The following is a 26,766-nucleotide window of genomic DNA, read 5'->3' on the forward strand; positions in this document are numbered from 1 at the left end:
GTATTCGCGGTGATTGCCACCAATATCGAAACTTAGATGACGAAGTCGGTTTCGCGTCCGAGAATCCGGTCAATCGTGTCCTGGGGGAGATCGATAGCCGGGGCATTGGCACCGCCCGCACGATCCGTTGGATTGATCCCACAGTAAACGGCCCAAGGTCCCAAATGTCGCCAGCGACCGGCCCGCTTTGGTTCGTTGTCTAGCACGGGAGTGGTGCAGCGATTACAACCGATCGTCGAATAGCCTTGGAAATGCAGCGGGTTGATGATGACAGCATGCTCGGCGATGTATTTTTCAACCTGATGGTTGCTGAAGTTGACCAAAACATTGACGCGGAGGCAGTTCATTTCCGTGTCGATCGCCAGGATCGGCGTATTTTCCCGTTTGCCCCCGTCACTTCGCCGAAGACTACCTACCAGAGCGTCATACTGGCCTTTGGCTTTCAACAAGGGTTCCGTCTTTCGCAAATGGCAGCATTGTGCTTGACCCTCGGGCGTAAGGTACAACACGCCGAGCTGGTCGGTTTGCTGCTCCATCGTGCGATCTGGTTCGAGAGTAACCACATTTAAGCCGTACTCTTCAATGAATCGATCACGCGTCTGCAGCGTCTCTTGGAACAAAACTCCGGTATCGACGAACAATACGGGAATCGGAAGCTGCAGTTCTTTGATCATATGACAGACGACACTGCCGTTGCGTTGCATCGACGATAACGCTGCCAAGCGATCACCGAAAATGTCGGCCGCCCAGCGAATCAGCTCTTGAGGCGTGCGTTCCTCAAAGGTTGTGTTGAGATCGTTCAAGTCTGCTTGCGTCAGGCGGGCCATGATTCACATATTGTCAAAGAGATGGAGAAGTTCGATGCCCGCCATTTTAGTAGCTACTGGGCCGGAATCAATCAACGAACCGCATCGTCGCGGTCGCCCGGTGTGAGGTGCACCGCATTAGAACGCCGTGAAGCTCCCAATTCCGACCGACCCCGACACCGGCAAGAGACCATAGAAACCACGTGTGAAGTATTGTTGGATAAGGTCGCCTGTCCACTGGATATGTGTTTTGGGGAGAATCACAACATCGCCATCACGCAGCCAGACTTCTCCCGGCGGGCAGGGTTGTCGACCGAAGAATGCATCGTGGAGATTCAAACGGGTCGCCAGAATTTTCCAGTTTTCATCCCGGCGAAGAATCACGACTTCTTCGAGTTTCGCACCGGGGTTCCATCCACCAGCCAATGTAATCCCTTGCATTGCGGTCGTAGGACCAACCAGTTCGTACCGCCCCGGTGTGCGAACTTCACCGACGACGTAAACGTAACGCGGCGCCCGTTGAATCAGGATGGGAGTCAATTCGATCCCCTGCACCAGACTCGCGTATCGCTGTTCGATCTCACTCTTGACTTCCGTCAGATTGAGTCCTTGGACAAACACCGAACCGATTGCCGGCAGCTGAATTGTTCCCTCGGGGGTCACACTGACCTGACGACTCTGGCCACCATTTCCGAAACGACCGTCGACTGTATTCCGAAGCTCTTCCAGTGTTGTATTGACCTTGGTTGGAGTCACAGTAATACCTGGGTCCAACACACCACCCAAGCGAAACCTGGATTCCAAGTCGTTACGCAGTTCTTCGACTGTCCGGCCGGCGGCGGTGATCTGACCGAACTGTGGTACTGTGATGGTACCGTCTGGCTGGACGATCAATGCCCGATCAAACTCAGGAGCAGAGAACGATTCGATTCGCAACTCGTCGCCGCGATTGAATCGGTATGGCTGCGACATGGTTTCACCGGTCAGCCGATAGACGAATTCGAGCGTGTCGTCCACGCGAAGACGGTACTCTGGAACATGTGCCGTCCGTGATGGTCCCACGTACTCGCCAGGGCCGTAAATTTCCCAAGGAATCAAGTGTGCACGACTCCAGTCCATCGGACAGCAGCCGTTCTCGCATTGCACGCCACAACGAAATTGTGGTGCTTCACATGCGGCGTACGTTGAATTCAAAGGTGTCGGAGACGAATAAGTCCCAGCGTTCATCGGGTGAGTGGCGGGATAACCCACTGGGGAACCAGTCGGCGACACGACAGTCGGCGGACTGAATGCATCTCCATGCTGAGGCGGATTCATGCCTGCTGACGGATAATGCCCTGGATCACCGGTCGCCGGTGTGACGTATGCCGGGTCATAACGGTAGGAGGTTTGCCCGGCTGCGATCAATGCGACTCGTCCGTTCTCCTGGCTCTGATTCGCGGCAAACCTCGGCGAGGCATCACCCGCGCATCCGGCGAAACTCGCAAGCCCAAGAATCAAAACGAAGCAAATCGATTTCCACTGCAATGACGGAGTAGTCCCTAAGGTGTTGATCATTGTAAGTGGTTCCTCTGGCCTGAGACCGTTTTGTGGTCTTCGATGTCCGCGGTGAACGCGATATTGCCCGCGTTTTCCGACTCTCGTAAGAAGGAAACCGCGACATTTGACCGTTAACTGTACTGAGTGCTTGTTGACCGCAACGTATGACTTGTTCACATGAGCGAAGACTTGCGGGCTAACCTATTACCGTGTTGGCGGCGATGAGGTTTGAGGGAGTTGCGTAGCAGGCACGTTGAGCGGCTGACTTCGCGTTCGGAAAGCCATCGGATCGACCCATTCGATGGCCGACTCCACTCGCAATTCACTCGGCGGTGTCGTTGGATGCATCACAAAGTTGCGGTCGGTACCTGGCTGTCGACGCATCGTTTGGACTTTTTGCAAGTTCCGCCACACTTCCGGTTGAGCAGCAATTGCATAGCTATGTCGAAATGCCTGTTCTGCGGCGTCAAGCTCTCCAATCCGAGCAAGCAACACTCCGACTTCATTTGCGGCTCGATTGTTTTGAGGCCAGACACGAATGGCGGCCCGGTAATACGCCAACATTTTGGCTTCAAGTAACGGGTTCGGCAGCGAATCCTCATGCGTCAAATACGGTTGCAAACGTCCAAGTCCGTAAAGCGCATAGGAAGCGACTGGCTCATGAGCTCCCGCGTCGGCCAATCGGTCACGTGCATAGAAATAGTATTCCTGCATGGCCGTCAGTGGGTTGATGGATGGGACTTCTTCTGACTTCGCAAAGACCGGAGTTTGATGCCCAGCGATAAGCCGAGTCATCGTCTGCCCGACTTTCGATACAGATCCCGGGAAAAGAAAATCATCCGCCTCGTCCATCGCTTCCAATCCATCAGTCATCGCAGTGATGTGTTGCTGTCCACCCGTGCGAACGTCGGCCGCTGACGCCACGAGACTCAACGCCTTCTCAAAAGCCGACGCAGCAGAGTGCACGGCTCCCCGGCTTGCCAGCTCCATTCCCCGGTTGAGGTGTTGCTCCGCTTGACGCAAAGGAACACGCGAGACGGCATTCATGCGGGCATCTGGAACTTGACCCCAAACGCACGAAGTCGCGAGGGTAACCGAAATACTAAAGATGTTCAGAAGGCAGCTCTTCATCGGCAACCGAACGTTAAGAAACTTGATCAATTGGCCCTGACTTAGTGTTGATTCCGTGCAAGTCGGCATAACCGGGACTTTGGGAATTTTCACCACCATCTGTATCGTCTTCCGCCGCGTGACCAATCATCGTTACGACGTAGGAGACTGCGTTGCGGGCTCAATTCTTCGTGCAAAACCGTATAGACAACGCAGCTTACCCATCCCCCTCAACTCGGATAAGCCGTGCGAAGGTTACAGTCGGGCGCGTTCGTGATCGCTGTTGCCTCAACCATGTGAGGTGATGACGGGAATTTGACGGCGGTCCCGTCCTCGTCAGCATTCGTGACCTATGTTCTCTACATAGACTCCCTTGCGTGGATTCTCCGTCCACAAATTTCGATAGCCTTCACCCTCGACCAGCGGTACTTTCGGATGACCGATCACGAGCGATCCACAACGTTACGAGATGCAGGCCGAATCCTCTTTCGGCACAAGCGGAAGGCACTCGCGTTCATGGTGATGGTGGTCAGCCTGGTAACGCTCGTGACATTGCTCACGCCCAAGGTCTACCGTTCGCAAGGCAAACTTCTGGTCAAACTCGGCCGGGAGAATGTCGGCATCGATCCAACCGTCACGCTGGGACAATCCAGCACGGTGTCGCCGCCATTGAGTCGCGAAGACGAAATCAACTCCTTGGTCGAGATTCTACGGAGTCGTGCGGTGATCGAGGGAGTCGTGAAAACCCTGACACCAGAAACCATCCTGGCTAATAAGTCTTCATCGAGTTCTCGAACACCCCACGAACAGGCCGTGCTCCTGCTTCAAGAAGACCTCGGCGTCGGTGCCGCGAGTAAGTCGAACGTCCTCGATGTCAGTTTCGACCATGAAGATAAAGAACTTTCGCGTCGCGTTGTCGACACCGTGATGGACGTCTTCATTCGCGAACATGTTCGTCTCAACCGCACACCGAAATCGCAAGCGTTCTTAGACGAACAAATGAAGTCAACTCGCGACAAGCTCTTTCAGGCGGAAGATAAACTGCGACGATTCGAGAATCAGTCCGGCATAGTCTCGCCGGAAACTCAAGAACAATTGCTCGTCGAGCAGATCTCGAAACTCAAAATCGAAATGCAGCAAGTGGAGACACAGCGACTTGCCGTGCAAGCCGAACTTGATCATCTGCACAAGCTTTTCGAGATGGGGCCGGATCAATCGCTGTCAGCGGCGTACCAAGGCACTGCGAACGACGCGCTCGACGACAGTCGCAAACAACTTTATAGCTTGCAAGCCCGCGAGAAACAGTTGCTCACGATCTACGACGAAGACTACATTCTCGTCCGACAAGTTCGCGAGCAGATCGCTAAGACAAAAGAACTCATTGAGAATGAAACCACGCAGCAGCAAAGCACGCGTTGGCCGCAGCGGACCTACGAAGAGGCGCAAATCGTACTAACGACGAAGCAACCCCTGCTGGCTTCTCTCAAGGTGCAATCGCAGGAACTGAAGTCGCGACTCGCCCGGCTGCAAGCGGACCAAAAGCGAATTCATGATCAGGCGGCCGAAATCAAACAGCAGCGTCGGCAAGTCGCGTTGTTGGATCAAAGCTACCGAAAGTACACGGAAGGACTCGAGCAGGCGCGGGTGGATCAAGCTCTCCAAGATGAACGAATCTCAAACTTGAGCATTGTTCAACCCGCACTGACTCAGATCAAACACGTGAAACCGATGACATTGGTCAACTTACTACTTGGTGTCGTCTTCGGAGTTTTTGGCGCAATCGGTTTAGCGGTCGCTGCCGAGTATCTCGACCATTCGCTGAAAACAAGCGACGACGTTGAAAAGCATCTCGCGCTGCCAGTTCTTGCATCAGTTCCTGAACTCAAGCCTTCCGAACTCGAAGCTCGACGTTCCGCCTGATGTCGCTCGAAACTGAACGTATTGAACCGAGAAACACACTAAGGAGTGCACGGTGATTGCCCCCGTCAAGCACAATGAACCGTTAGAGCGACGCGAGTCGCCAAGAGACCGGAACCGAATTGTTCGAGCCGATCACCTAGCCGAGTCATGTCGCACGTTGCTCCGCAAACTTCCTTGGAAGGGAAACGACTTAGATACCCCGCTGACAGCCATCGGTCTCACAAGTTGTCATACAGGAGAAGGGGTGACGACAATCGCTCGCGAACTCTCGGAAACGGCTGCAGCTACCGGCGAACATAAAATTCTGTTAGCCGATTTCAACTTCAATACCGAACACAATTTCACGACGGATCGATCGCGACCAAACTTAGGCGTTGCCGACGTCCTACTCCGCAATGCGTCATGGAAAGACGCCGTTGTCAATACCGACGTGCCGGGTCTGTCCTATATGCCCGCCGGACATCTTCGCGATAACGCCAATGATGCGATCGATGCTCGTTGCCTACCCGACCTCATTGAAGAGCTTAAAACAAAATTTGATCTTGTCATCGCTGACTTACCACCCGCGGGAGAAGTCAGTTCGGTTCTCCGCATCGGTCGACTTCTAGATGGTCTTGTGATCGTAGTCGAGTCGGAAAAAACTAGGCGAGAAGTTGTCGCCAGACTCAAGTCACAGCTCGACTGCGCAAGAATCAATATGCTCGGCGTTGTGCTCAATCGACGACATCAACACCTTCCAAACTGGCTATACAACTTGTTTTAAACGCTCGCCTTGAATTATTCTAATTTCGACATCCACGGACTTCTCTCATGCTGATTTCAGTCTGGCAACGCGTCTTTAATTCGCATAAAGCAAACCTGCAAAAGGTACCGGGCGTTCTATCGACAACGGAGTTCAAACGAACTATCGCCGAAGAACGAGTACGTTCTGAACGAACTCATATTGGATTCAGCTTGCTCACCTTCCGAGCAACATCGCCACAAGACAAACCGAATACACTGCTAAACCTGCAACTCACTGCCATCGAACGCTTGCGAGTGCTCGATAAGATCGGGTGGTTAGATCGAGATACCGTCGGCGTGCTAATGCCAATTACTTCCAGTAGCGATGCAATTCACGTCGCGGAAGAGATCAACGCGAAACTTGCACAACGGAAGCAACCGGTCCCAGAATTCGAAGTCTTTACGTACCCACTGACCGAGCAATCAGACAGAAATGATGACTCGCACCAAGTTGGTAACTCAGATCTTGAGGACAAGATTCTCAAAGAGTGTAGCGATCTTCAGGAGATGTTAGAAACCGAAAAGTCAGACGAGAGTGGCACACCGGCAGCCTCGACAGATACTCAAGCTGTCGATTCTAGCACGTCATCGAACTATGTTGTCCATCCTATGACAGACCTTTTCATAAGGCCAATGCCGGTCTGGAAGCGACTACTCGATATCACCGGGGCATCCCTCGGTTTGGTCGCTACAGCACCGATTCTGTTGCTATCCATGTTAGCAATCAAAGTGACATCACCGGGGCCGGCCATCTTCAGCCAAAATCGCACGGGGCTTGCCGGACGAAAATTTCGGATTTACAAATTGAGAAGCATGGTCACGGATGCCGAGACGCGAAAAAAAGAACTGATGGACTTGAACGAGCAAGATGGTCCCGCCTTCAAAATCGCTCATGATCCACGCATTACTGCAGTTGGACGATTCCTTCGAGCGACTAGCATCGATGAACTTCCGCAACTGTGGAATGTCTTGATTGGCGACATGTCACTCGTTGGGCCGAGACCTCTTCCTTGCAGCGAAACTGATGCATGTCACGGATGGCTACGGCGAAGACTCGATGTGACTCCAGGGCTGACATGCGGTTGGCAAACTCAACCCGAAAGAAATCGCATCACGTTCGATGACTGGACTCGCATGGATGTTCGCTACATCCAAGAACGCTCAATGTGGACAGACATCAAACATGTCTGGCGGACATTCGGTGTCATCGTCGGTCGTCGGAGCGTCTAGTATGCCAAACTTACCTGGCATAACGCCGCCCAAACCGGAACGTTCCGCCTTCCAGCTTCTTCGCAGTACAGTTCGAAAGGGATTACAGTCGGGCTCGGTCAGTAACGGTCTTTGTGCAATTCTGGATCAAGCTGTCACAAGTGGCGGACGCTTTGTATCAACGATTCTAGTTGGACGCGCATGCGGAGCAGAGGGCCTCGGACTGTATGCCCTCGGTATCTCGATTGCGATGATTGCATTAGCCGTCCAACACTCCGTCATTACGGCCCCTTACACCGTCTTTCTGCATCGACTCCGAGAGGACAAAGACCAAAAATCCTATGCAGGGAGCATGTTAGCCGTATGGCTTGTTCTTGCAGTTGGTATCGGATTGCTGCTCGTGACGAGTGCGTTAGCACGACCGCTCACTAATACGCTGAACTCAAACGCATCCTTCTTTAGAGTCCTATCGATCGGGGTGCCATTTCTGCTACTCAGAGAATTCGCTCGGCAACTCGCCTTCGCAAAGCTCAAGTTTAAGGTCGCGTTGCTGATCGACACCGTCGCAGCCTCATTGCAGACGATAGGCTTGGTCGTGTTAATGACAATGGATCTGCTAACGCCTGTGACTGCATGGTGGGCAATAATCGCAGCTTACGGGGGTACGTGTGGCGTTTGGCTCTTATTGAACCGTACGGGGTTTCAGGTTCGACTTGCTCAAGTTCCCTCTGATTTCCGTCAGAACTGGCGACTCGGTCGTTGGGACATGGCAAGCAATGTCATGATGAATTGCCAATTATACCTGGTGCACTGGTGCCTCGCATGGTGGGTCGGCGTCGAGGCCACTGGTGAATATGCCGCGTGCGCAACGGTTCTGCTTTTTGCGAACCCTATCGTGATGGGATTAAGTAATTACCTGATGCCAAGGGTTTCAAGGACGCTGTCTACGGAAGGATTGGCGACAATGAATCGTTTCGTTCGGTCGGCAGCTATTACCCTGGTCGGGGCTATGATTGTCTTCTCGGTCGTTGCGATCTCGTTAGGTCCACTACTGCTGCAACTGCTTTTTCAGCTTACTCCCGATGCAACCCACCGAGTCGTCATCGCGATCCTGGCAATGAATGCAACGGTTGGTGCACTCGGCGTTAGTGCAGAATGGGCTTTGTTAGCAATGGAACGCCCGCAGACGAATTTCTACGCGACAAGTCTAGGTCTAGCTGTCACTAGTGTAATAGCTGTAACAAGTGTCAGTCGGTTTGGAATGATCGGTGCTTCGGCTGGATTACTGCTTGGTACGGTCCTTTCTGTAAGCTACATCTGGACTGCATATTACGTTGCATCTCGACAGCAAATTGCCGCAACCCAATTGCAACCCTCTCAGTCAGAAGCCTAACCGGAATTCGCGACAGGAACCGCGGATTCAATACGGGTCAACAGGCTGAAGAACGATTCATAACGAGACGCAAGTCAACATACACATAGCGATTCCACGTATCGATGATTTTGTGATTAAGGTAAACTGGTATGTTACCGGCACGAGGCCACATCCGTTGTGATCAAGGTAGTCGAACAGATTTATATGTTCTGACACTATCTTGCTGGCTGATGATGCTGGCGACATTCTCGATGCCTGAACGTGCCGACAGCCTAGCCGGTGGAGCGCTTGATAGTATTGGACTGATTAAACTCGCCGCCCGCGCAATCGCGACAATCCTTTTGACCTGGCGGATCATTCGAATCCTAGCTCGTGTTGGTTTCATAGCGGCCGGACGACGTGTACTGCCGATCGCCATTTTTCCGCTATGGGCACTCGTGTCCGTTACTTGGTCGCCATTACGATCCGTTTCAGTGGCACAGTCATCGAGTTTAGTCGTGCTGGTTTTGATCGCAACGCTTACCGCCTACAAGTGTCGCTCGAAAGCTTCCGTTCAATTTTTGCTTAAGCAACTATGTTTGATGCTTGCGATGCTCAGTTGCTTGATTGTTGCGTGTTATTTCTTAGCGCCGCAGTTTGCTAGTATGACACGTAATGGAACTGGCCTCTTTCATGCGACCAACACGGCGGCGACGGCGTCTTTAGGATTGGTGTGTCTCACATCATCCCTGCTAATTTGGAATTTCGGCTGGACTCGACGGATGGCGTGGTCCGCGTTGCCCCATCTAGTCGTAATCATTATCTCGGCCAACAGACTGTGTTTTCTGGTCAATACAGCTGCGTTGCTAATCGTTTTCTATCTCTATGGCAGCCGCCTCATGGCGGCCATAACCGTAACAGTGCTTTGCGGGCTCGGTGGCTGTTATCTACTTCTTGACCCAAACCACGAAGCTTTTGCCGCCGTCGGTAGTGAAGTCGTCTCATATGCCAGTCGAGGTCAGAACTTGTCTCAATTGTCGGCCTTGTCCGGTCGCGAGGAAATGTGGACCGTCCAATGGAATTCGTTTTTAGATTCCCCTTGGATCGGTCATGGCTACTTCGTGACATCGCGAGAAGGGCAACTATACGTATGGTATAACTGGGCAAATTACACGGCACATAATCTCGTTTTGCAAGTCGCTGTTACTACCGGCATCGTGGGCCTAACACTTTTTGTGTTCGGCATCTGTGTACCTTACATCAAAGCCGCCCGACGTTTGATGAGTCGTCCCACCAAAAGACCACTTGGGCACTTTCTGGCAGTGATCGGTTTTTGGTTCTTCGGTTGGTCGACAATGAATGAGTCCATCATGGGGCCAGTTCAGCCCGAGTCTGTTGTGTTCTTCGTGCTACTCGGGATAGGGCTTGGTTGTGTAGCGTCTGAGGAAACTGCTGGCAACACGCAGACTGACAACGTGGCTCAAAAGCGTCCTTATGAACAGCTGCCAATGGTCGTTTGTTCTTGAGAATCAATTTTCATCATAGATGAGTGATAGGGTTTTGTATGCAGGTACTAACAGCGGATACAAGCGTCGTCGATGGCATCACCTCCGAGCCTGAGAATCATCCGGGAGTCGAATGGCCTGCTAAGAAAACAGTTTTGGGTGTTCAGTTGTCTCCAACGAACTATCAGGAGGCGACCGACATAATCATCGAAGCAGCCCAGCAGAGAGAATCCGCGCTTGTTTCGTGTTATGCAGTCCATGCGTTAATGACGTTCTCGGGCAACGATGAACTTCGATCGATCGCTAATGACTTTGACATGATTACACCGGATGGACAACCGGTCCGCTGGGCGTTGAATCTTCTCCACGGTGCGAAGCTGCGTGATCGCGTGTATGGTCCGGATTTGACTCTATGGCTTTGCGAAGCGGCAATGACGAATGATGTGCCGATTTATCTTTACGGGGGGAGCCCGACCGTCATTGAGAGGCTTGTGGAACGTTTGCAAACGCGATACCCGTCCCTGAATATCGCAGGGTATGAGTCGCCACCATATCGTTTGCTCACTGATGAAGAAGTCACTGAGGTTGCAGGACGTATCAACCAATCGGGAGCGGGACTGGTTTTCATCGGTCTTGGTTGTCCGAAACAAGATGTCTTTGCACATCGAATTCATAACCAACTTCAGGCTGTGCAAGTTTGCGTCGGAGCCGCTTTCGATTTCCATGCCGGTGTCAAGTCGAGTGCTCCTTCGTGGATGCAAAAGTTAAGCCTGGAATGGCTCTATCGACTCGCAATGGAACCACGGAGACTTTGGCGTCGGTATCTTGTCACCAACTCACAGTACTTGTTTCGGTTAGGTCTTTCGCTCCTCAATATTCCGAAAGTTCTTCGGCAAAGGACAAAGCGATAAGACGCGCGTAATGAATGTCCTCTCATCACTTGTGAATTCCATGAGCATACACGTTCCGAAGGTTAGTGTCGGCGTTCCGGTCTACAATGGCGAACGTTATCTTCATGACTGTTTAAAATGTCTTCTTGAACAGTCTTTCGAAGATTTTGAGATCGTGATTTCGGACAATGCTTCGACTGACGATACCGAATCGATCTGTCGCCACTATGCAGCGATTGATAGTCGCATACACTACCATCGGCAAGATACTAACCGCGGTGCGAACTGGAACTTCAACCAGGTGTTCCACCTTAGTCAAGGTGAGTACTTCAAGTGGGCTGCAGTTGACGACCTCTGCGACAAACATTATCTGCAGAAGGCGACAGAGTGCCTAGACGACCATCCTAGTTGTATATGGTGCCATTCACTGACAGTTCATATCGATGAGTTTGGGCGTCGGTTCGACGCAAATCCACGGTCTCAGACAGAGGATGTCCATAGCCTTTTGCGGTCAAACTCACGTCTGGCGTATGAATCGGCAGACGCGTCGCGTCCTGCAAAACGGTTTAGTGCCGTGCTACTAGGCACGACATGGTGTTCAGACGCATTCGGTCTGATCCGGAGAAAGTATCTCTCCGAGACGGCACTTGAAGGACCTTACTATGGTGCCGAGAAAGTGCTGATGGCGGAACTCGCATTGCGAGGGCAGTTCATTGAAATCCCCGAAGTCCTGTTCTACCAACGTGTTCACCCAGACGCTTCCGGGGAAATGCAGTGCGATCGCGATCGCGAGCGATTCACTTTTGGGATCGGCTCGCGACAGGGACGGTGTAATTCGCTCGCACTTCTGCGAGGTTATGTCGAAGCCGTTCAGCGAGCCAAGCTGAGCCCGCGCGAACGAGCGTTTTGCTACGGACATCTTATTCGCTATGCCTGTCAGTTTCGCAAGCTGTTTAGAAAAATGTGTCACGCGACGTCCAGTCTATGCACGAGCTATAAGTCGCCGTTACTCGTGAAGCGCTAGTCCGCTTACGCTAACGAACAGAAGTCGCGGGAGTAAGATTGTTCTTTTGGTCTTCAACGTCCGTGAATAGAACGTTCTGCTTCAGCATCGGCGAGGATACTCACACGTCGGCCAAACGGAAATGGTGCTATGGCCGCCGTTCCTGCGAGACCACGTGGCCCCTTAACTTTGATGAATTCTGAAAAAGTGCGCGTTTCGCAAAATATACATCATGCGGCTGCTCACACATGTTCTATGTTTTTTTAGTAACACTTACCAATCGCAGATATTGCAGTTTCAGGACATAAACTCATGGTGATGCCTTTCGACGGCGTATTTAACGGTCGCAAAGTCTTTGTCACTGGACACACAGGTTTCAAAGGGTCTTGGTTGTGTCTGTGGTTGAAAAGGTTAGGAGCTGAAGTCGTTGGTTACGCTCTCGCACCTCCTACAACCCCGAGCCACTTTGAATTAGCTGATGTCACTGGCCAACTCGTCGAAAGTCACGAAGGCGATATCCGCGACTATCCGACACTCAGTCGTGCTATGCAGGACGCGCAGCCAGATATCGTGTTGCATTTGGCGGCGCAAACGGTCGTTCGCGAAAGCTATCGAATTCCCCGTGAGACTTTCGACATCAACGCGGTCGGGACCGCATCTGTTCTCGACGCGGTTCGGGAATTGAATCGTCCTTGCACGGTCTTGTGCATCACAAGCGATAAATGTTACGAAAACGTCGAGCAGTTATGGGGATACCGTGAAACTGACTCTTTCGGAGATCATGACCCTTACGGCGGAAGCAAAGGAGCTGCCGAGATCGTTGTCAGGTCATACCGTCATTCATTCTTTCCGCCGGAGCGTTTGGATCAGCACGGTGTCAAACTGGCATCGGCTCGAGCCGGGAATGTCATTGGCGGTGGTGACTGGACTAGCGATGCTCTGATCGTTGATCTCGTGAAGTCACTGGAAAATGCAACTCCCGTAGAACTTCGGAACCCACACGCCTATCGTCCTTGGCAACACGTTCTGCAGGCGCTCAGTGGGTATTTGACGCTTGTGCAACGAATGTTGCAAACAGACGACGCGACATTCTGCGAAGGCTGGAACATTGGTCCTTTGCCAGGAAACGAGTTGAGCGTTAAAGGGGTCGTCGAGACGTTCCTCGAAGAATGGGGGACCGGATCTTGGCGCGATGTGAGTCATCCCGACCAACTCCGTGAGGCGACACTGCTACATCTTGCGATCGATAAAGCGATGTGGAAGCTCCCTTGGAAACCATGTTGGACCGTGCAAGAGTCTCTCCAGAAGACAGCTCAATGGTACAAAGCGTGGTTTGAGGGTCTGCAGAGCGTTCAAGATGTTAGTCTTGGCCAGATCGAAGAGTACGAGCAAACGTTTGTGGCCTCTCAGCAACAGCTGTTCCGAGATCGTGGGCTTCTTGCTGACACGGATTCGACTCAACGGGTGGGGGCTGAACAAGCTCAATGCAGCGTGCCCACCTAGTCGATCGGCACACAATCAGAATCAATCGCTGCGCTCTACACAAGACGATGACTCAGAATTGCTAACCCTTGATCAATCTTCGGGACGATCGCCATGCCCCAGATTCAGAATTCCGAACTTCGCACAAACTTCGCGTTGTCGAAAGAACTGCAGAAGAAAAGTCATCGCCTTGTTCCCGGTGGAGCACATACATATGCCAAAGGTGACGATCAATTCCCGCTGGCGTCGCCTGGGTTTATTACGCATGGCGAAGGATGCCATGTGTTCGACCTCGACGGTCATGAGTACATCGAATATGGAATGGGGTGCCGAGCGGTCACTTTGGGGCATGCCTATCCGGCAGTGATCGAAGCAGCTCGTGCGGAACTTTCGAAAGGCTGTAATTTCAGCCGGCCATCACCACTGGAGTTTGAACTCGCCGAGGAATTGCTCGATGTAATTTCCGGTGCCGACATGGTGAAGTTCGCGAAGGATGGATCCGATGTGACCACCGCTGCGTTGAAACTTGCGCGAGCACATACCGGTCGAGACTTGATCGCTTTCTGTAGCGATCATCCGTTCTTCGCGACAAACGACTGGTTTATCGGTCATACCGCTGTCAACGCGGGTATCCCGGAGGCACATCGAAATCTGTCGCTTGGGTTCCACTACAATGACATTGAAAGTGTGCGGCGGCTCTTTGCAGAACATCAGGGCGAAATTGCGGCTGTGATTCTCGAGCCGGCTAAATACGACGAACCACAGGACGCTTTCTTGCATCAAGTGCAAGAACTTTGCGTTCAGAACGGGACTGTCTTCATTTTAGACGAGATGATCACCGGGTTCCGGTGGAATGTGGGCGGCGGACAACGTGAATACCAAATCGTTCCTGATCTTAGTTGTTGGGGCAAGGCGCTAGCGAATGGTTTTTCGGTTTCAGCCCTGTCAGGCAAGCGGGAGTTGATGGAACTTGGAGGACTTGACCACGATCGTGAGCGGGTCTTTTTACTGTCCACAACCCATGGTGCGGAGACACATGCTCTCGCAGCGGCGAAAGCAACCATTCAGACGTACCGCACGGAACCAGTGATTGAAACACTATACTCCCAGGGACAAAAACTGAAGGACGGTCTTGATCAGGTTATTAAAGACTCTGGTCTTTCCGACTACCTGCAGATTCACGGGCGTCCTTGTGCCTTGGTCTATCACACGCTCGACGCGGAACGTCGCCCGTGTCAGTGGTTCCGAGCATTGTTTATGCAGGAAATCATCAAGCGAGGTGTTCTGGGGCCGTCCTTTATTATCAGCTATTCGCACTCAGACTCAGACGTTCAGAAGACGATCGATGCGGTTGAGGGAGCCTTGCCAGTTTATAAGGCTGCCTTAGAAGACGGCGTACAGAATTTCGTCGACAGACCAACTGCTTCGGTCTATCGAAAGTACAACTAAATCAACTCAAGACCGCTGAGTAAGAAACAATAATTGGCCGACTAACGAAAACACTGAACGAAGGCATGAAACGGGGTAGTTTATTATGATTCAAGCTGTCTATAGTCAAGATGCGGTCGAGAAGAACACCGGAAGCGAAGATGACATTCGTCATTCGCCGAAAGCCCCGGCTCACCAGTGCCGTTTCTGTAAGACGCCGCTCACACATTCGGTTGTCGACCTTGGCATGTCGCCGTTGTGCGAAACGTTTCTCACTGCAGAACAACTCAATGCGGCGGAATCATTCTATCCGCTGCATGCATTTGTCTGTGAGCAATGCCTGCTCGTTCAAGTCGAAGCCTATGTGAGTGGGCAAGAGATCTTCGGACAGGAGTACGCTTATTTTTCTTCTTATTCTGACTCGTGGTTGAAACATGCGTCGGACTACACCGATATGATCATCCCGCGACTCGGGTTGACTAAGGATAGCTTGGTTGTCGAACTTGCGAGCAACGATGGCTATCTGCTGCGAAACTTCGTTCGCCACGGTGTGCCTTGTCTCGGCATCGAGCCGGCTCCAAACGTTGCCGCGGTCGCCGAGGAACAAGGAGTTCCGACACGTGTGGAATACTTCGGAGTCGATGTTGCTCGACAGTTCGCGGCTGAAGGCATTCGGCCTGATCTCTTGTTAGGCAACAACGTGCTAGCACACGTTCCCGACATCAATGACTTTGTCGGTGGAATGAAAATCATTCTAAGCGAGCGGGGAACCATCACGATGGAGTTCCCGCATCTTGTGAACATCATCGAGCAGAACCACTTCGATGGGTTTTATCAAGAGCACTATTGCTACCTCTCGTTTCATGTGGTTCGCAAGATCTTCGCTCATCATGGACTGACGCTCTACGATGTGGAAGAACTCCCAACTCACGGTGGTTCGATTCGGATTTATGCTCGTCATACCGAAGACAGCACGAAGCCAATTTCTCCAGCTGTCGAGCAGATGTTGCAGTACGAGATCGATCGGTCGTTCACGGAGTTGTCAACTTACACTTCGTATTCAAAACGTGTTGAGAAGACGAAGCACGATCTCCTAGAACTCCTCATCCGGCTCAAGCGTGAAGGCAAGTCAATTGCCGGTTATGGTGCTCCTGGCAAAGGCAACACGCTTCTCAACTACTGCGGCATTCGTGAAGACTTCTTAGACTACGTCGTCGATCGAAATCCTTACAAGCATGGTCGCTTCTTGCCTGGGTCTCATATCCCGATCTTCGACACAGACCGAATCGAAGAAACACGCCCCGACTATATCTTCATTCTGCCGTGGAATCTCCGAGCGGAGATTACCAAGCAACTCGAATATACCCGCGAGTGGGGTGCCAAGTTCATCGTTGCGATTCCCGAGTTGGAAGTCTTCTAGTAGTAGTATTCATCCTGTAGGAATCCTGTTCACTTCTTAGTCTCATTTAATCGAGAAGTGGTTTTGAAACGGGACCTTAGTCGATGCGGACCTCAACCTGTCATCTCACTGTCAATCATCTGTGACATCGAACTGGAATACGAGTCATGAAAGTCGTTTTGTTTTGCGGCGGATTCGGAATGCGACTTCGCGAGTATTCAGAGTCCGTGCCGAAACCTATGGTGCCGATCGGATATCGTCCGATCCTTTGGCACATCATGAAATACTACGCACATTTCGGCCATAAAGATTTCATCCTATGCTTAGGATGGAAAGCCGACGTTATTAAGAAGTATTTTCTGAACTATGACGAATGCGTATCGAATGATTTCGTCTTGTCTGGTGGCGGTGAAGTCGATCTACTGGCGAGCGATACGCATGATTGGACGATCACGTTCGTCGATACGGGGACACAGGCCAATATCGGTGAACGACTCCGTGCGGTTCGCCCCTATCTCGATGGCGAAGACACGTTTCTCGCGAACTATGCTGACGGTCTCTCGGATGCACCTCTTCCCGAACTGATCGACTTGCATCATCAGCAGGACGCAGTGGCCACATGCTTGGCAATCAAGCCGATGCAAAGTTTTCACACGATTCATTGCGAATCCGACGCATGTGTCTCGTCGATCGAAAGCATGACCGCTGGCGATTCGTGGATCAATGCAGGGTTCTTCGTTCTCCAACATGAGATATTCGACTATCTCGAAGCCGGTGAAGAACTGGTCTCGGAACCGTTCCAGCGATTGATCGCAAAACGCAAGTTGTTCGCCAAACGCTATCATGGCTTCTTCGGGTGTATGGACACTTTCAAAGAGAAACAGCAGCTTGATGATTTGTACGCATCGGGGGAAGCTCCCTGGGAAGTTTGGAAACGCTCAGACCGCGGCGCCCATCCGGGAAATCAAGTGGTACCGATCGATGTCGAGAGCCGATTGATGTCGGACGTCGAAGGGATCAGTCGCGAGATCGCAGGTTCACAAAGCGAGCGTACTAGCAATTCCGTCGAAGTTGTCGACACGGTGGGAGAATAGCAATGATTTCTCTGCGGGCTCAGGATGTTCGCACCGTCTTATGTCTCGGAGCACATTCCGACGATATTGAGATCGGTTGTGGCGGCACGTTGTTGAAACTGATCGCTGATAACCCGAACTTGAGTGTGTACTGGGTTGTTTTCAGCGGCGAACAAACTCGTGCCGACGAAGCAACTGCGTCCGCTCAAGACTTTCTTAAAGGCTGCAGAGAACGAGAAGTCATTATCAAAGGTTTCCGCGATAGCTATTTCCCCTATCAAGGGGAGGCGATCAAAGATTTCTTTCACACACTATCGAAGGAAGTCCAGCCGGATCTTGTTTTTACTCATCGTAAAGAAGACGCGCACCAAGATCACCGCACACTTGCAGATTTCACCTGGTGCACATTTCGGAATCATCTGATTCTCGAATACGAGATCCCGAAATTCGAAGGCGACTTAGGGCATCCCAATGTTTACGTGCCGCTCGAAACAGAAGTCTGCAAGCGAAAGGTGGACCTGTTAATGCAACACTTCGCGACGCAGCGAAGCAAGAACTGGTTTACACGTGAGACATTTGACGCTGTCCATCGTCTACGCGGTTTAGAGTGTGTCAGTGACTACGCCGAAGCGTTTACATCGCGGAAACTGACTATCGGCTGAAGTTGCTAGTAAAGACACGAACTCGACTAGGCCGTCGGTGAAGAGGATGTCGTTTCAGCTTTGGTTGCTGATGACACCACGGGACCCATGGTCTCGAACATTCGATCGAGTGATGGCTTGAAGACATTCCCGATGAGCACATCCACCACGTCACCGTGAAACTCTGGGTGCATTTTCAAGAACGAGCCGAAACTGAACTCGGTCGAATAAAAGGCGTACACCAACTTGCGGAAGCGTTCGACGCCGGCTCGATACTCGGGGATCCAACTGCCCAATGCTTGTTCGGAAAAATCATTGGAATCGAAAGCCGCGTTCACGGCATCGGCTGCCATCCATCCCGATTTTAAGGCGAGAAACACGCCAGATGAATAGACGGGATCGATAAACCCACCTGCGTCCCCAACGAGTACCCAACCGGGACCGGAAGCTTTCCGGGTTGTATAGGAGAAATCCTTGGTGGTGAAGTGCTCGGTCACGCGGGTGGCTGATTCAAGTCGCCGTTGCAACGCGGGACAACGTGCTAATTCTCGCTCGTAAACGTCGGCCGACGAGAGCTTGTCACCGAACATATAGGCCAAGGTGCCGGTGCAACCAATACTCACGATGTTGTCCGGAAGCGGAATATACCAAAACCAGGAACTCTTCCCGGCTGTTTGCATGATGATCGTGGCTCCTTCGTCTTTCCCATCGCCACGTAATGCATTTTCATAGTAGGTCCAGATCGTTGCCATCTTCAGTCGCGGATCCGGCACCTTGAGATTGAAACGCGATGCCAGAAATGCTGACTGTCCAGAAGCATCGACAACTACGCGCGAAGATACTTCGTGAGTCGTTTCGCCAGTCTTGACGCGAACTCCGGTCGCTTGATCGTCGGTGAACAGTACGTCCAGAACCTGGGCATCCGTCCGGCAAACGGCGCCAAGTTCAACGGCCCGGTCAATGAGCATCTCATCGAAAACGCCTCGCTCGACTTGCCAAGTCACTGAGGACTCGTGCGGGTTGTGCTCATCGAAGTAAAATGGTGCTGATTCCTTATGTCCATCGCTGACAAACTGCACGCTGTATTTCTTCGGAAATGCGCTTTCCCGCATTCTGTCTAGCAACCCCAACCGTTCTAATGCCCAGTACGTTTCGGGAATTAGAGACTCGCCCACGTGAAATCGTGGAACCGCACTGCGTTCTAAAATGAGGACCGATCGTCCTTGTTCGGCGACCAACGCTGCAGTTGCTGCGCCGGCCGGACCACCGCCGATTACGATGACGTCGTATTCTTCATTCAGTTCAGGTTGCGGACGAGTTTTTGGTGTGGGTTGGGTCTGAATCATTGGAGTATTGATTGTGCGGGCGGGAATGAAACAGGGGGAGACGTATCACAACGTCAGAAAACTCTAGGCAAGTGGTGTGGAAATTTCCAATAAATCCACGGCGGGTAGTTGATTGCAGAAGATGGTCGCCAGCCGACCGTATGTCGTTTGCTCGCCGGAGATACGCATCAGGCGGGCCAATTCCGGACCCGGCGTGATTCTCAGCACAGCGCCCAAATCAATATGACGCAGAACATTATGGTTGATCAGCACACGTCCGAGGGGAATCTCGCCGGATAGAATTTCGTCGCGGACGGCGTTCGTGACGTATTGAAAGTCGAAACGGACGATTCCGAACTGCACGACTTCATCGGTCCCAGATTTCAGCAGGAGAATCTTCCGGACGTAGATATCGTCGATGAATCGCTGTTCCAAGACTTTGACGTCGACCTGCGATTGATGATGTCGCTCCATGCTGACGGTCATATGGGAATTGTGAACCAGCAGCTTCTGATACGGCTCCGGCACGAGAGCTCCCGCGACATGTTCCGCCTTGGCGATTAATGGTTCTTCGCTAGGGAACAGAGCCGTCAGTTGATTGAGTTCATCAAGCGGATTCACCAAGCCACCTCGAAAGAGTCTAAAAGAGAAACCAGAATACGCGGTGATCGAAGCAGCCGGATCAGGTGTAGCGGACCGAGCGGTGTTGAGGTTCGAAATACTCGGTGAGTAGGCTGTCGACTTGCAATAAGCCTTTGCGAGTCAGTGTCACTTCGTCGTCACTGACCTCGAGATATCCCGCGGACTGTTGATTGGCGAGCGCAGTTGCAAATTCTTCCCGCAGATTCACTCCGAATTTCTCTTGCAGTGGTGGCAGCGAGACGCGGCCTTCTTTCATTTGCAAGATGAATTCACGAATCAGCCGTTGATGGTCGGTTGGGACGAGTGCCCGATTCACCGGCAACACTCCGGTGCCGATCGTTTCCATGTAGTCTTCGATCCGATCGAGGTTCTGATAGTGCACGCCCTGGAAGTGACCGAACGACGAGACACCTGTCGCCAGAATATCCGAGCCGCGGAAAAGATTGTCACGATAGATGAAGCGATCGGTTTCGGGATTGCGGATCAGTTCGTTCCCGCTGGAAGCTTGATAGCCATGGCCGGCCAGATAATCCATTGCTTCATTGACCCAACGCCGTTTGGTGTCCCAATTGGCAATGGGCGAAGTGACCCCAAGTTCCTTCATCTCTTTCGAGATAATCGTGTTATGCGGCAACTCCATCTGATAGATGGTGATGTTATCCGGCTGCATTTCGGCGGCTTTTTCGTAACACTTCTGCCAGTTCTCGTCAGTCTCGCCGATCATGCCCGCGATGAGGTCGATGTTGACTTGCGGAAAATCTGCGTTCTGGATCCATTCGTATGCTTTGAGAACTTCCGGCGAAAGGTGGGCCCGTCCGTTTGCCTCCAGAATGGCGTCGTTGAAATTTTCGACTCCCAACGAAACTCGTGTAACGCCGATCTCTTTTAAGGTATTGACCTTGTCTTCACTCAGCGTTCCCGGTTCACATTCGAAGGTCACTTCACGAGCGGTTTCCCAAGAGAGATGTTCGGTGAGTCGGTCCCGCAGTGAGCGTAACTGTTTCGAGCTGAGATACGATGGTGTACCGCCTCCAAAGTACGCGAAATGCAGTTCGCGATCGACTACACCCGGTTTCTCAGCGAGCAACGCGAATTCACGTTCGAGCGACTGCACGTAATTCTCGATGGTCTTCGCGTTCTGCTGGGTGTAAACACGGAAATAGCAGAACTTGCAGCGTTTCCGACAGAAAGGAATGTGCATGTACAACCCGAGCGGCACACTGGCATCGGGTTCACTGTTCAATGCATCGAGGATGCTCGGAACGTAGTCCGTCTTCCATTGCGAGAACGGTGGATAGTTGGAAATGAAGTAGCTACCGACTTCGGTAGTGGCTGTGGTGTCGGTCGTCATAGCGAGTCAATTCTGGTTACAAATGCATGTCGCAAAGTCGCCTCACGGCTGTTTTTTGCCGAGACAGACGATCGGTTCATCGGCACCTTCCGCTGCAATCACGAGACAGTTCTGTCCGATCGCAGGGGAAGCGGTCACTTCGCGTCCGATTTTGTATCGTTTGCGTTCTTGGCCGGTCTTGAGATTGAGTTCGTAGAGAAATCCGTCACTCGAACCACAGAATATCCGGTCACCCGAGACAACCGGTGAACTATCAATCCGTTTTCGGGTCGTGAAAGTCCATCGGCTGCGACCTGTCTTGCGATCGATCGCATGAATCTGCTTGTCACGCCCCCCGACAATCACCATGTCATCAGTGACGGCAGCGGAAGAATGATACGGAAGCTCCTTGTCCTCGTCGCGATAGGACCACAGTGTTTTCTGTGTCTTCCAGTCAATTGCCAAGACAGTGCTGGCGTAGGTTCCCACGTAAAGAATTCCATCTCGCAACGCCGGCGAAGCAATCAGGTAAGACCCGAGTGGCATGTCAATCTCTTCGGCGCCGGTTTCCAGGTTGATAACACGAAGATGCTCGTCGCATCCGGTTACGAAGGTGTGTTCGGTCGAGATTGCTGGTGAACAGTTGACGTATCCGTCAGTTTCGAACGACCAGATTTTCTCACCGGACTTCCGATTGAGACAATACAAATTGTTATCGTAAGAACCGAAGATGACTTTCTCACCAACGATGCTAGCCGAACTGACGATTTCTCCGTTCGTTTTGAACTGCCACAGCCGTTTTCCCGTTTTCGCGTCGAGGGCATGGAACATACCGTCTTCATCACCGAGATAAACAACACCCTCCCAGACGGTAGGCGAAGATTTGAATCCCGGTGCAAAGGCAGCCGGATCGGGATCGTCGATCGAGCGTGACTTCCAAAGGATTTCACCAGATCGAAGTCCGATACACAGAACATCGCCGCCGAGCGTGGGGACATAAACCCGATCGGACACAATGGCAGCGGTCGAGGCAACACCGAATTCTGTGGGAATCGACCACAGGACTTCCAGATCATCCGGCAGCTCGGTATTCGCGATTCCCAGCAACTGAAATCCGTTGCGGTAACTGTTCCAGTCCTTTGAATTGGCGGTCTGGGCATCTTGAGCGTGTGCCGATCCTACGGCAATGATCACACCAAAAGCGACCATCAGCAGGCGGGATGCAGCACGTCGCCGTTGCGGCGCCATCATGCGGGTGAAAATGCGCATCGGTAAAGCTCCTCGAGACTGGTTGCATCAACAGGACGTGGATTAAAATTCCCCGTCCATTGTTGGGCGGCCTCAGTCGCCATTCGCGGAATGAGGTCCTCGGATACGCCACACGATTTGAGATCGGTTGGCTGACCGGAGGCTGCAATGAGTTTGGTTAGGAATTCCGCGAGGGAATCCACTGGAGAGTCGCCATTCAGACCGGCATCGTTCGCCAAATCAGCGTACAAGTTGCCGACTTTCGCACCGTTGAAGCGGACAACGTGCGGCAGCATCACCCCGATCGCAACGCCATGGGCCAAGTCGTAATGGGCGGTCAACGGGTTCGCGAGGGCGTGTGTCGCACCGAGCATGGAATTTTCGATTGCAGCACCGGCGAAGTGTGCTCCGAGCAGCATCGCACCGCGGGCTTCTAGGTCTTTCCCATCGTTCAACACACGGGGAAACCCGTTCGCCAGCAATCGCCAAGACTTTCGACTAAACAACGTGGAGACGCTGTTGCGTGGTTTCGTGACGTATGTTTCGATGGCATGACTGACCGCGTCCACGCCGGTCGCAGCAGTAATTTTCGCGGGCATACTGAGCGTGAGTTCGGGATCGAGAATCGCAACCCGACACGCCGCCTTCTTGTCGCCGCAGGCCATCTTCATATGGGATTCTGCCTGCGCGATTAGTGCAAACGACTGCGCTTCGCTTCCGGTGCCGGCGGTCGTTGGAACAGCCACCATTGGCAACATGGGCTTGGTCGCTTTGCCCACTCCCCAAAAATCTTCCATCTTCCCGCCGTTGGTCAGCAGAAAGTTCACACCCTTGGCGCAGTCCATGCTACTGCCGCCACCAAGCCCGACAATTACGTTCGCGTTTGCCTCGCGGGCAACAACTAACGCGGCGGCCACGTCATCGGTGGTTGGGTTGGGACGAACTTTGTCGAAGAATGTGACCGTGAGACCCGCTTCACGCAAACATCGATCCGCGCGTTCAACATGCCCAGCGTCTCGCAATCCCGGGTCGGTGACGACGAACACCCGATCTCCCAGTGATTTCGCGAATTCACCCAGCCGGTTCAATGTTCCAGAGCCGAAAACAACTCGCGTCCGGGGGTCGAAGTCGAAACTCGTTAACTCCTCGGCTATTGAATTTGATCCGCGGTTCGACGAAGCGATGCTATGCGAATTGCGAGTATGTGCGTTGGAACTGACGGCTGCGGTCGAATCTGCGGGCATGAAGGCAAGTCCGAACAGAACGGCGGGCGGGTCGAGGCAGGGGCCGGATGTCAAAATCGGGGCTGCATGGGTGGTATCGGCAAACCCCGATCTCTTGAAGTGTAAACATCTTGAAGCAGAAAGGCAATTTGCGATTCAGGATTCTTGCTTCGATTCGGCCGTTGCCGGCTCTGGGAAGGGCAACGTTGTCGGACTGGGCAGAAACATATTGTCGGTCTTCGGAACGTAGACTCCATCATTTTCCGCAACGCGATTCGCCAACTTCCACAGCGTCTGCAGAAGTTTTTCGATCTCCCGCTGTACCGGCTGCGACTGGCAAACCAACATTCCATGCGGCACTAGTGCAATTGTTCCCTTTTTCGAAGCCATCGGATTTGGCATCGGCGAGCGATTGTTTGTCGGCGGCTTCTTCGAAATGAAATTAACGCTGTCCGGGCTTCTTTGAACGCCTGTTCTGTCCCAAGTCAGGGGAGCGACTGTTTTCTGGATCAGTGTCGGCAAACTGTCGATCGGATAGTCGACAGCTTCGAGGGCTCTCAGGTCATAAACTACAGTTTCGAAACGATTTGCGGCGAAAGACTTCGGGACGATCATCAGGAGATTGCCCTCGATCACAAAGTCCGCTGCGGCTTTTTCACAAACCACGTTTAGGGCATCCTGAATGGTCGCATGTTCCATCTCGATACTCATCCGAGCGGCATAAAGGTGATGCCGAAACCCCTCTTGCTTGTCAAAGTAAACGGGAAGATCGGAGGCGTCTGCGAGGTATTGGATTGCCTCGAAAATTGTGTTGTCTTCGAAAATTATCTGGTATCGTGGAATGTTCGCGAGTTTATGGCGAATCATTTGTTCTGTTTTCGAATTGCTGGCAACTCGAAACGTCGGGGGGGATTTATCGGCATCACTCGCCACCCCATCAGAAGGCAATAAAAGAAGAATCGCCGTGGTCAGTGCCAATAGACTGAGTGATTTCATAATCGGACTCCAGGACGCGATTGATTGCGGACGCTAAAACAAGGTGGGCAATGCGAGATTCAGTTTCATGACGTGACGACCCAGATTATTGACCGATTTGACCACCTGATTCGGCGGTCCCTTTTTTTTGTCTCGCCAGAGTCCAGAGTTGCTGCAGCGTTCGTTCGACTTCTCGTTGCACTCGTGGTGACTGATAAACCACCATCCCCCCGGGCACGAGTTCGACATTTCCGCGTGACGATGAAGTATTGGTGCGAACGGCCGCTGCCACCGTTTGCCCATCCGGACTGTCGATCAGGTCGGTTCGAATCTCCCGAGAGTCCGTGGCTTTCGATCTCGCCCATGTGCCAGGAGCGACCGTTTTACGAAGTGCAGCGGGCAGGTCCTGCGTTGGATATTTGGCGTCCTCGAAGGCTGTAAGATCGTAGACGACCGTTTCGAATCGTTCCTCAGCGACAGCTTCCGGAACAATTTTGAGCAGACTGTCCTCAACAAGAAATTCTGCCGAGGCTTTCTCACAGAGCAGATTGAGGACATCCGAGATGGTGCATTGTCTCAGGTCCCCCGTGAATCGTGTCTGATCGACTACATCGGCAAATGCATCATCCGATGCAATATATATGGGAAGCTTCCCGAAATCTGAGATGTATTGAACAACCTCACGACCCGTGTTGTCTTCGAAAATAAGTTGAAACTCAGGGTCCTTCGAGATCTTTTCTCGAATCCTTTGTTCGGTTTCTGTCCCGCACGGAATCCGAAAAGTGGGGGGCGACTCTGCCTGCTCTTCTGCGATTGCCTTAACCGGGACACACAAGCCTATTGCAGAGACGGCGGTCAACAACAATTGCGTCTTCATGTGATGCCTCCCTGAAAGTTAGGAGCGGATGCCGACGATATGGCAGATTCCGAACGAGAATCACTCGGAACACGATGGTGATCGGTACACCATACCAGGGTTGCAAAAGGAATTCATCGAAATTCGACACACAAAGTTTTGACAACCGGAATTCTCGACCTATCTTTGCCGTGTCGCAGCGGATCAGCAGTTGGTGGGCAACACAACGAACTGTCTGCACCGCCGACGCATCTTTGACTACGGTGCGGCAAGGAAAGCTGGGAGCTTTGAGGGGACCTTGCCGTACCGTTTTTCATTCGCCTGCCAACCAATTTCGCGAATCTCGCACGTTTGGGACGACTCTACTGGCGCGAAGTGTTCGGGATTGCCGATTCTTTCAAGGACATGGCTTTTTTCCTCATTGCGAGCGTCCCATGGCAATCAGCCTGGATTTCCCAAACCGCGAAGAATTTTCGCATCGAATTCTGGAATCGCGACGAATTCGCTGGACACTCCTGCTGGTGGGAATCGTGCTTTGGATTCCCCTGATTTGGCGACGCGTGGCTGTGATGAATCAGCCTTCCGAATCAGCCGCTGTCGCGGAGATGGCTCTCCAGATCGAAGAGGTGCACTGATGGTCAATTTGCGAATTGCTCAGTATGCTTTGTCGCTGGGATTACTCATGTTGGGCGTGGCAGCAATGATCCCTAAGCCAAACCCATCACCGGCTTGGATCGCCGCGAGAAATGAGTCGTCGATTCGACCAACTGGGCAACCTAACCAGCCAGCGGAGACAATGATTGCTGAGCGGAAGACCGACGATCGCCCCGAAAGCGACGATCAACCGCCACGCATGCAACTTGCCATCCGCCCAGAACGTGTCGATGTGGAACGCCCAGCGTCTCCGATGAACACCTCGGAAGCCGCCGTTCCGATGCCGATCGATCTTCCACCACTGGAATAGTGTGGAATCGTGATAATTGGCACGCAGGCTATTAGCCCGTAGGTCAGACTGTCGCTGACAA

Annotated in this window: 24 protein-coding genes; 14 read left to right on the top strand and 10 right to left on the bottom strand. The window is 52.4% G+C overall.

All coding sequences use genetic code 11. From position 1 onward, the window contains the following. Positions 1 to 32 precede the first annotated feature (32 nt). From AC5DDB_RS05110 to AC5DDB_RS05120, 3 genes are all read right to left on the bottom strand, one after another. Positions 33 to 827 carry a phosphoadenylyl-sulfate reductase gene (locus tag AC5DDB_RS05110; protein ID WP_491738608.1) on the bottom strand — a complete coding sequence of 265 codons (795 nt, stop codon included), beginning with the start codon at positions 825 to 827 and terminating at the stop codon, positions 33 to 35. A 117-nt stretch (positions 828 to 944) separates the two neighbouring features. Next, positions 945 to 2,363, bottom strand: coding sequence for a polysaccharide biosynthesis/export family protein (locus AC5DDB_RS05115; protein ID WP_491738609.1), 1,419 nt, complete (start codon positions 2,361 to 2,363; stop codon positions 945 to 947). Between the two features lie 186 nt (positions 2,364 to 2,549). Then, on the bottom strand, positions 2,550 to 3,392 hold the full coding sequence (locus AC5DDB_RS05120; protein ID WP_491738610.1) for a hypothetical protein: 843 nt from the start codon (positions 3,390 to 3,392) through the stop codon (positions 2,550 to 2,552). Positions 3,393 to 3,890: 498 nt separating this feature from the next. Here AC5DDB_RS05120 and AC5DDB_RS05125 point away from each other — a divergent pair, with 498 nt between their 5' ends. The 12 genes from AC5DDB_RS05125 (at position 3,891) to AC5DDB_RS05180 (ending at position 18,163) form a co-directional block, all read left to right on the top strand. Continuing rightward, complete coding sequence (locus AC5DDB_RS05125) at positions 3,891 to 5,375, top strand: GumC family protein (RefSeq protein WP_491738611.1); 1,485 nt, start codon at positions 3,891 to 3,893, stop codon at positions 5,373 to 5,375. A gap of 52 nt (positions 5,376 to 5,427) precedes the next feature. Further along, a complete protein-coding gene (locus AC5DDB_RS05130; protein WP_491738612.1) occupies positions 5,428 to 6,138 on the top strand; it encodes a CpsD/CapB family tyrosine-protein kinase in 711 nt (236 codons plus the stop codon). Between the two features lie 47 nt (positions 6,139 to 6,185). Further along, positions 6,186 to 7,388: a sugar transferase gene (locus AC5DDB_RS05135; RefSeq protein ID WP_491738613.1), complete on the top strand. Its 1,203-nt coding sequence runs from the start codon at positions 6,186 to 6,188 to the stop codon at positions 7,386 to 7,388. A gap of 1 nt (position 7,389) precedes the next feature. Then, positions 7,390 to 8,760, top strand: coding sequence for a lipopolysaccharide biosynthesis protein (locus AC5DDB_RS05140; protein ID WP_491738614.1), 1,371 nt, complete (start codon positions 7,390 to 7,392; stop codon positions 8,758 to 8,760). Between the two features lie 233 nt (positions 8,761 to 8,993). After that, on the top strand, positions 8,994 to 10,247 hold the full coding sequence (locus tag AC5DDB_RS05145; protein WP_491738615.1) for an O-antigen ligase family protein: 1,254 nt from the start codon (positions 8,994 to 8,996) through the stop codon (positions 10,245 to 10,247). A gap of 38 nt (positions 10,248 to 10,285) precedes the next feature. Further along, entirely contained in the window at positions 10,286 to 11,137 is an 852-nt protein-coding gene (locus tag AC5DDB_RS05150) for a WecB/TagA/CpsF family glycosyltransferase (RefSeq protein WP_491738616.1), read from the top strand. 40 nt (positions 11,138 to 11,177) lie between these two features. Then, positions 11,178 to 12,140, top strand: coding sequence for a glycosyltransferase family 2 protein (locus tag AC5DDB_RS05155; protein ID WP_491738617.1), 963 nt, complete (start codon positions 11,178 to 11,180; stop codon positions 12,138 to 12,140). Positions 12,141 to 12,431: 291 nt separating this feature from the next. Then, positions 12,432 to 13,622 carry a CDP-glucose 4,6-dehydratase gene (rfbG, locus tag AC5DDB_RS05160; RefSeq protein WP_491738618.1) on the top strand — a complete coding sequence of 397 codons (1,191 nt, stop codon included), beginning with the start codon at positions 12,432 to 12,434 and terminating at the stop codon, positions 13,620 to 13,622. 93 nt (positions 13,623 to 13,715) lie between these two features. Beyond that, complete coding sequence (locus AC5DDB_RS05165; protein ID WP_491738619.1) at positions 13,716 to 15,050, top strand: glutamate-1-semialdehyde 2,1-aminomutase; 1,335 nt, start codon at positions 13,716 to 13,718, stop codon at positions 15,048 to 15,050. A gap of 85 nt (positions 15,051 to 15,135) precedes the next feature. Then, positions 15,136 to 16,449, top strand: a complete 1,314-nt coding sequence (locus AC5DDB_RS05170; protein ID WP_491738620.1) for a methyltransferase domain-containing protein — start codon at positions 15,136 to 15,138, stop codon at positions 16,447 to 16,449. 146 nt (positions 16,450 to 16,595) lie between these two features. After that, positions 16,596 to 17,522, top strand: a complete 927-nt coding sequence (locus AC5DDB_RS05175; RefSeq protein ID WP_491738621.1) for a glucose-1-phosphate cytidylyltransferase — start codon at positions 16,596 to 16,598, stop codon at positions 17,520 to 17,522. Positions 17,523 to 17,524: 2 nt separating this feature from the next. After that, the gene (locus AC5DDB_RS05180) at positions 17,525 to 18,163 is read left to right on the top strand and encodes a PIG-L deacetylase family protein (protein WP_491738622.1); all 639 of its coding nucleotides are present in this window, start codon (positions 17,525 to 17,527) and stop codon (positions 18,161 to 18,163) included. 26 nt (positions 18,164 to 18,189) lie between these two features. Here the strand turns inward: AC5DDB_RS05180 and AC5DDB_RS05185 are convergent, their stop codons facing one another. The 7 genes from AC5DDB_RS05185 to AC5DDB_RS05215 all read right to left on the bottom strand — a co-directional run bounded on the left by AC5DDB_RS05185 (position 18,190) and on the right by AC5DDB_RS05215 (position 25,762). After that, positions 18,190 to 19,488, bottom strand: coding sequence for an NAD(P)/FAD-dependent oxidoreductase (locus tag AC5DDB_RS05185; protein ID WP_491738623.1), 1,299 nt, complete (start codon positions 19,486 to 19,488; stop codon positions 18,190 to 18,192). Between the two features lie 63 nt (positions 19,489 to 19,551). Continuing rightward, a complete protein-coding gene (locus tag AC5DDB_RS05190; RefSeq protein WP_491738624.1) occupies positions 19,552 to 20,088 on the bottom strand; it encodes a hypothetical protein in 537 nt (178 codons plus the stop codon). Positions 20,089 to 20,149: 61 nt separating this feature from the next. Beyond that, on the bottom strand, positions 20,150 to 21,460 hold the full coding sequence (locus AC5DDB_RS05195) for a coproporphyrinogen-III oxidase family protein (RefSeq protein ID WP_491738625.1): 1,311 nt from the start codon (positions 21,458 to 21,460) through the stop codon (positions 20,150 to 20,152). Between the two features lie 42 nt (positions 21,461 to 21,502). Next, entirely contained in the window at positions 21,503 to 22,708 is a 1,206-nt protein-coding gene (locus AC5DDB_RS05200; RefSeq protein ID WP_491738626.1) for an outer membrane protein assembly factor BamB family protein, read from the bottom strand. After that, positions 22,687 to 23,931 carry an iron-containing alcohol dehydrogenase gene (locus AC5DDB_RS05205; RefSeq protein ID WP_491738627.1) on the bottom strand — a complete coding sequence of 415 codons (1,245 nt, stop codon included), beginning with the start codon at positions 23,929 to 23,931 and terminating at the stop codon, positions 22,687 to 22,689. The genes AC5DDB_RS05200 and AC5DDB_RS05205 overlap by 22 nt, the downstream gene beginning before the upstream one ends. Positions 23,932 to 24,066: 135 nt before the next feature. Next, the gene (locus AC5DDB_RS05210; protein ID WP_491738628.1) at positions 24,067 to 24,906 is read right to left on the bottom strand and encodes a hypothetical protein; all 840 of its coding nucleotides are present in this window, start codon (positions 24,904 to 24,906) and stop codon (positions 24,067 to 24,069) included. A gap of 85 nt (positions 24,907 to 24,991) precedes the next feature. Then, entirely contained in the window at positions 24,992 to 25,762 is a 771-nt protein-coding gene (locus tag AC5DDB_RS05215; protein ID WP_491738629.1) for a hypothetical protein, read from the bottom strand. Positions 25,763 to 26,175: 413 nt separating this feature from the next. Between AC5DDB_RS05215 and AC5DDB_RS05220 the strand changes: the two genes are divergently transcribed. Together AC5DDB_RS05220 and AC5DDB_RS05225 are read left to right on the top strand one after the other, a co-directional pair. Beyond that, a complete protein-coding gene (locus tag AC5DDB_RS05220) occupies positions 26,176 to 26,376 on the top strand; it encodes a hypothetical protein (RefSeq protein ID WP_491738630.1) in 201 nt (66 codons plus the stop codon). Further along, positions 26,376 to 26,705, top strand: coding sequence for a hypothetical protein (locus AC5DDB_RS05225; RefSeq protein WP_491738631.1), 330 nt, complete (start codon positions 26,376 to 26,378; stop codon positions 26,703 to 26,705). The genes AC5DDB_RS05220 and AC5DDB_RS05225 overlap by 1 nt, the downstream gene beginning before the upstream one ends. Positions 26,706 to 26,766 lie beyond the last annotated feature (61 nt).

The organism is Thalassoroseus sp. (genome assembly GCF_984380535.1).

Bases quoted from the DNA above. Each gene is read 5' to 3' on its own strand.
- AC5DDB_RS05165 (WP_491738619.1), top strand. From the start codon at position 13,716: ATGCCCCAGATTCAGAATTCCGAACTTCGCACAAACTTCGCGTTGTCG.
- AC5DDB_RS05125 (WP_491738611.1), top strand. From the start codon at position 3,891: ATGACCGATCACGAGCGATCCACAACGTTACGAGATGCAGGCCGAATC.
- AC5DDB_RS05135 (WP_491738613.1), top strand. From the start codon at position 6,186: ATGCTGATTTCAGTCTGGCAACGCGTCTTTAATTCGCATAAAGCAAAC.
- AC5DDB_RS05185 (WP_491738623.1), bottom strand. From the start codon at position 19,488: ATGATTCAGACCCAACCCACACCAAAAACTCGTCCGCAACCTGAACTG.
- AC5DDB_RS05150 (WP_491738616.1), top strand. From the start codon at position 10,286: ATGCAGGTACTAACAGCGGATACAAGCGTCGTCGATGGCATCACCTCC.
- AC5DDB_RS05225 (WP_491738631.1), top strand. From the start codon at position 26,376: ATGGTCAATTTGCGAATTGCTCAGTATGCTTTGTCGCTGGGATTACTC.
- AC5DDB_RS05205 (WP_491738627.1), bottom strand. From the start codon at position 23,931: ATGCCCGCAGATTCGACCGCAGCCGTCAGTTCCAACGCACATACTCGC.
- AC5DDB_RS05170 (WP_491738620.1), top strand. From the start codon at position 15,136: ATGATTCAAGCTGTCTATAGTCAAGATGCGGTCGAGAAGAACACCGGA.
- AC5DDB_RS05140 (WP_491738614.1), top strand. From the start codon at position 7,390: ATGCCAAACTTACCTGGCATAACGCCGCCCAAACCGGAACGTTCCGCC.
- AC5DDB_RS05220 (WP_491738630.1), top strand. From the start codon at position 26,176: ATGGCAATCAGCCTGGATTTCCCAAACCGCGAAGAATTTTCGCATCGA.
- AC5DDB_RS05195 (WP_491738625.1), bottom strand. From the start codon at position 21,460: ATGACGACCGACACCACAGCCACTACCGAAGTCGGTAGCTACTTCATT.
- rfbG (WP_491738618.1), top strand. From the start codon at position 12,432: ATGGTGATGCCTTTCGACGGCGTATTTAACGGTCGCAAAGTCTTTGTC.
- AC5DDB_RS05215 (WP_491738629.1), bottom strand. From the start codon at position 25,762: ATGAAGACGCAATTGTTGTTGACCGCCGTCTCTGCAATAGGCTTGTGT.
- AC5DDB_RS05200 (WP_491738626.1), bottom strand. From the start codon at position 22,708: ATGCGCATTTTCACCCGCATGATGGCGCCGCAACGGCGACGTGCTGCA.
- AC5DDB_RS05110 (WP_491738608.1), bottom strand. From the start codon at position 827: ATGGCCCGCCTGACGCAAGCAGACTTGAACGATCTCAACACAACCTTT.
- AC5DDB_RS05175 (WP_491738621.1), top strand. From the start codon at position 16,596: ATGAAAGTCGTTTTGTTTTGCGGCGGATTCGGAATGCGACTTCGCGAG.
- AC5DDB_RS05115 (WP_491738609.1), bottom strand. From the start codon at position 2,363: ATGATCAACACCTTAGGGACTACTCCGTCATTGCAGTGGAAATCGATT.
- AC5DDB_RS05120 (WP_491738610.1), bottom strand. From the start codon at position 3,392: ATGAATGCCGTCTCGCGTGTTCCTTTGCGTCAAGCGGAGCAACACCTC.
- AC5DDB_RS05210 (WP_491738628.1), bottom strand. From the start codon at position 24,906: ATGAAATCACTCAGTCTATTGGCACTGACCACGGCGATTCTTCTTTTA.
- AC5DDB_RS05145 (WP_491738615.1), top strand. From the start codon at position 8,994: ATGCCTGAACGTGCCGACAGCCTAGCCGGTGGAGCGCTTGATAGTATT.
- AC5DDB_RS05155 (WP_491738617.1), top strand. From the start codon at position 11,178: ATGAGCATACACGTTCCGAAGGTTAGTGTCGGCGTTCCGGTCTACAAT.
- AC5DDB_RS05180 (WP_491738622.1), top strand. From the start codon at position 17,525: ATGATTTCTCTGCGGGCTCAGGATGTTCGCACCGTCTTATGTCTCGGA.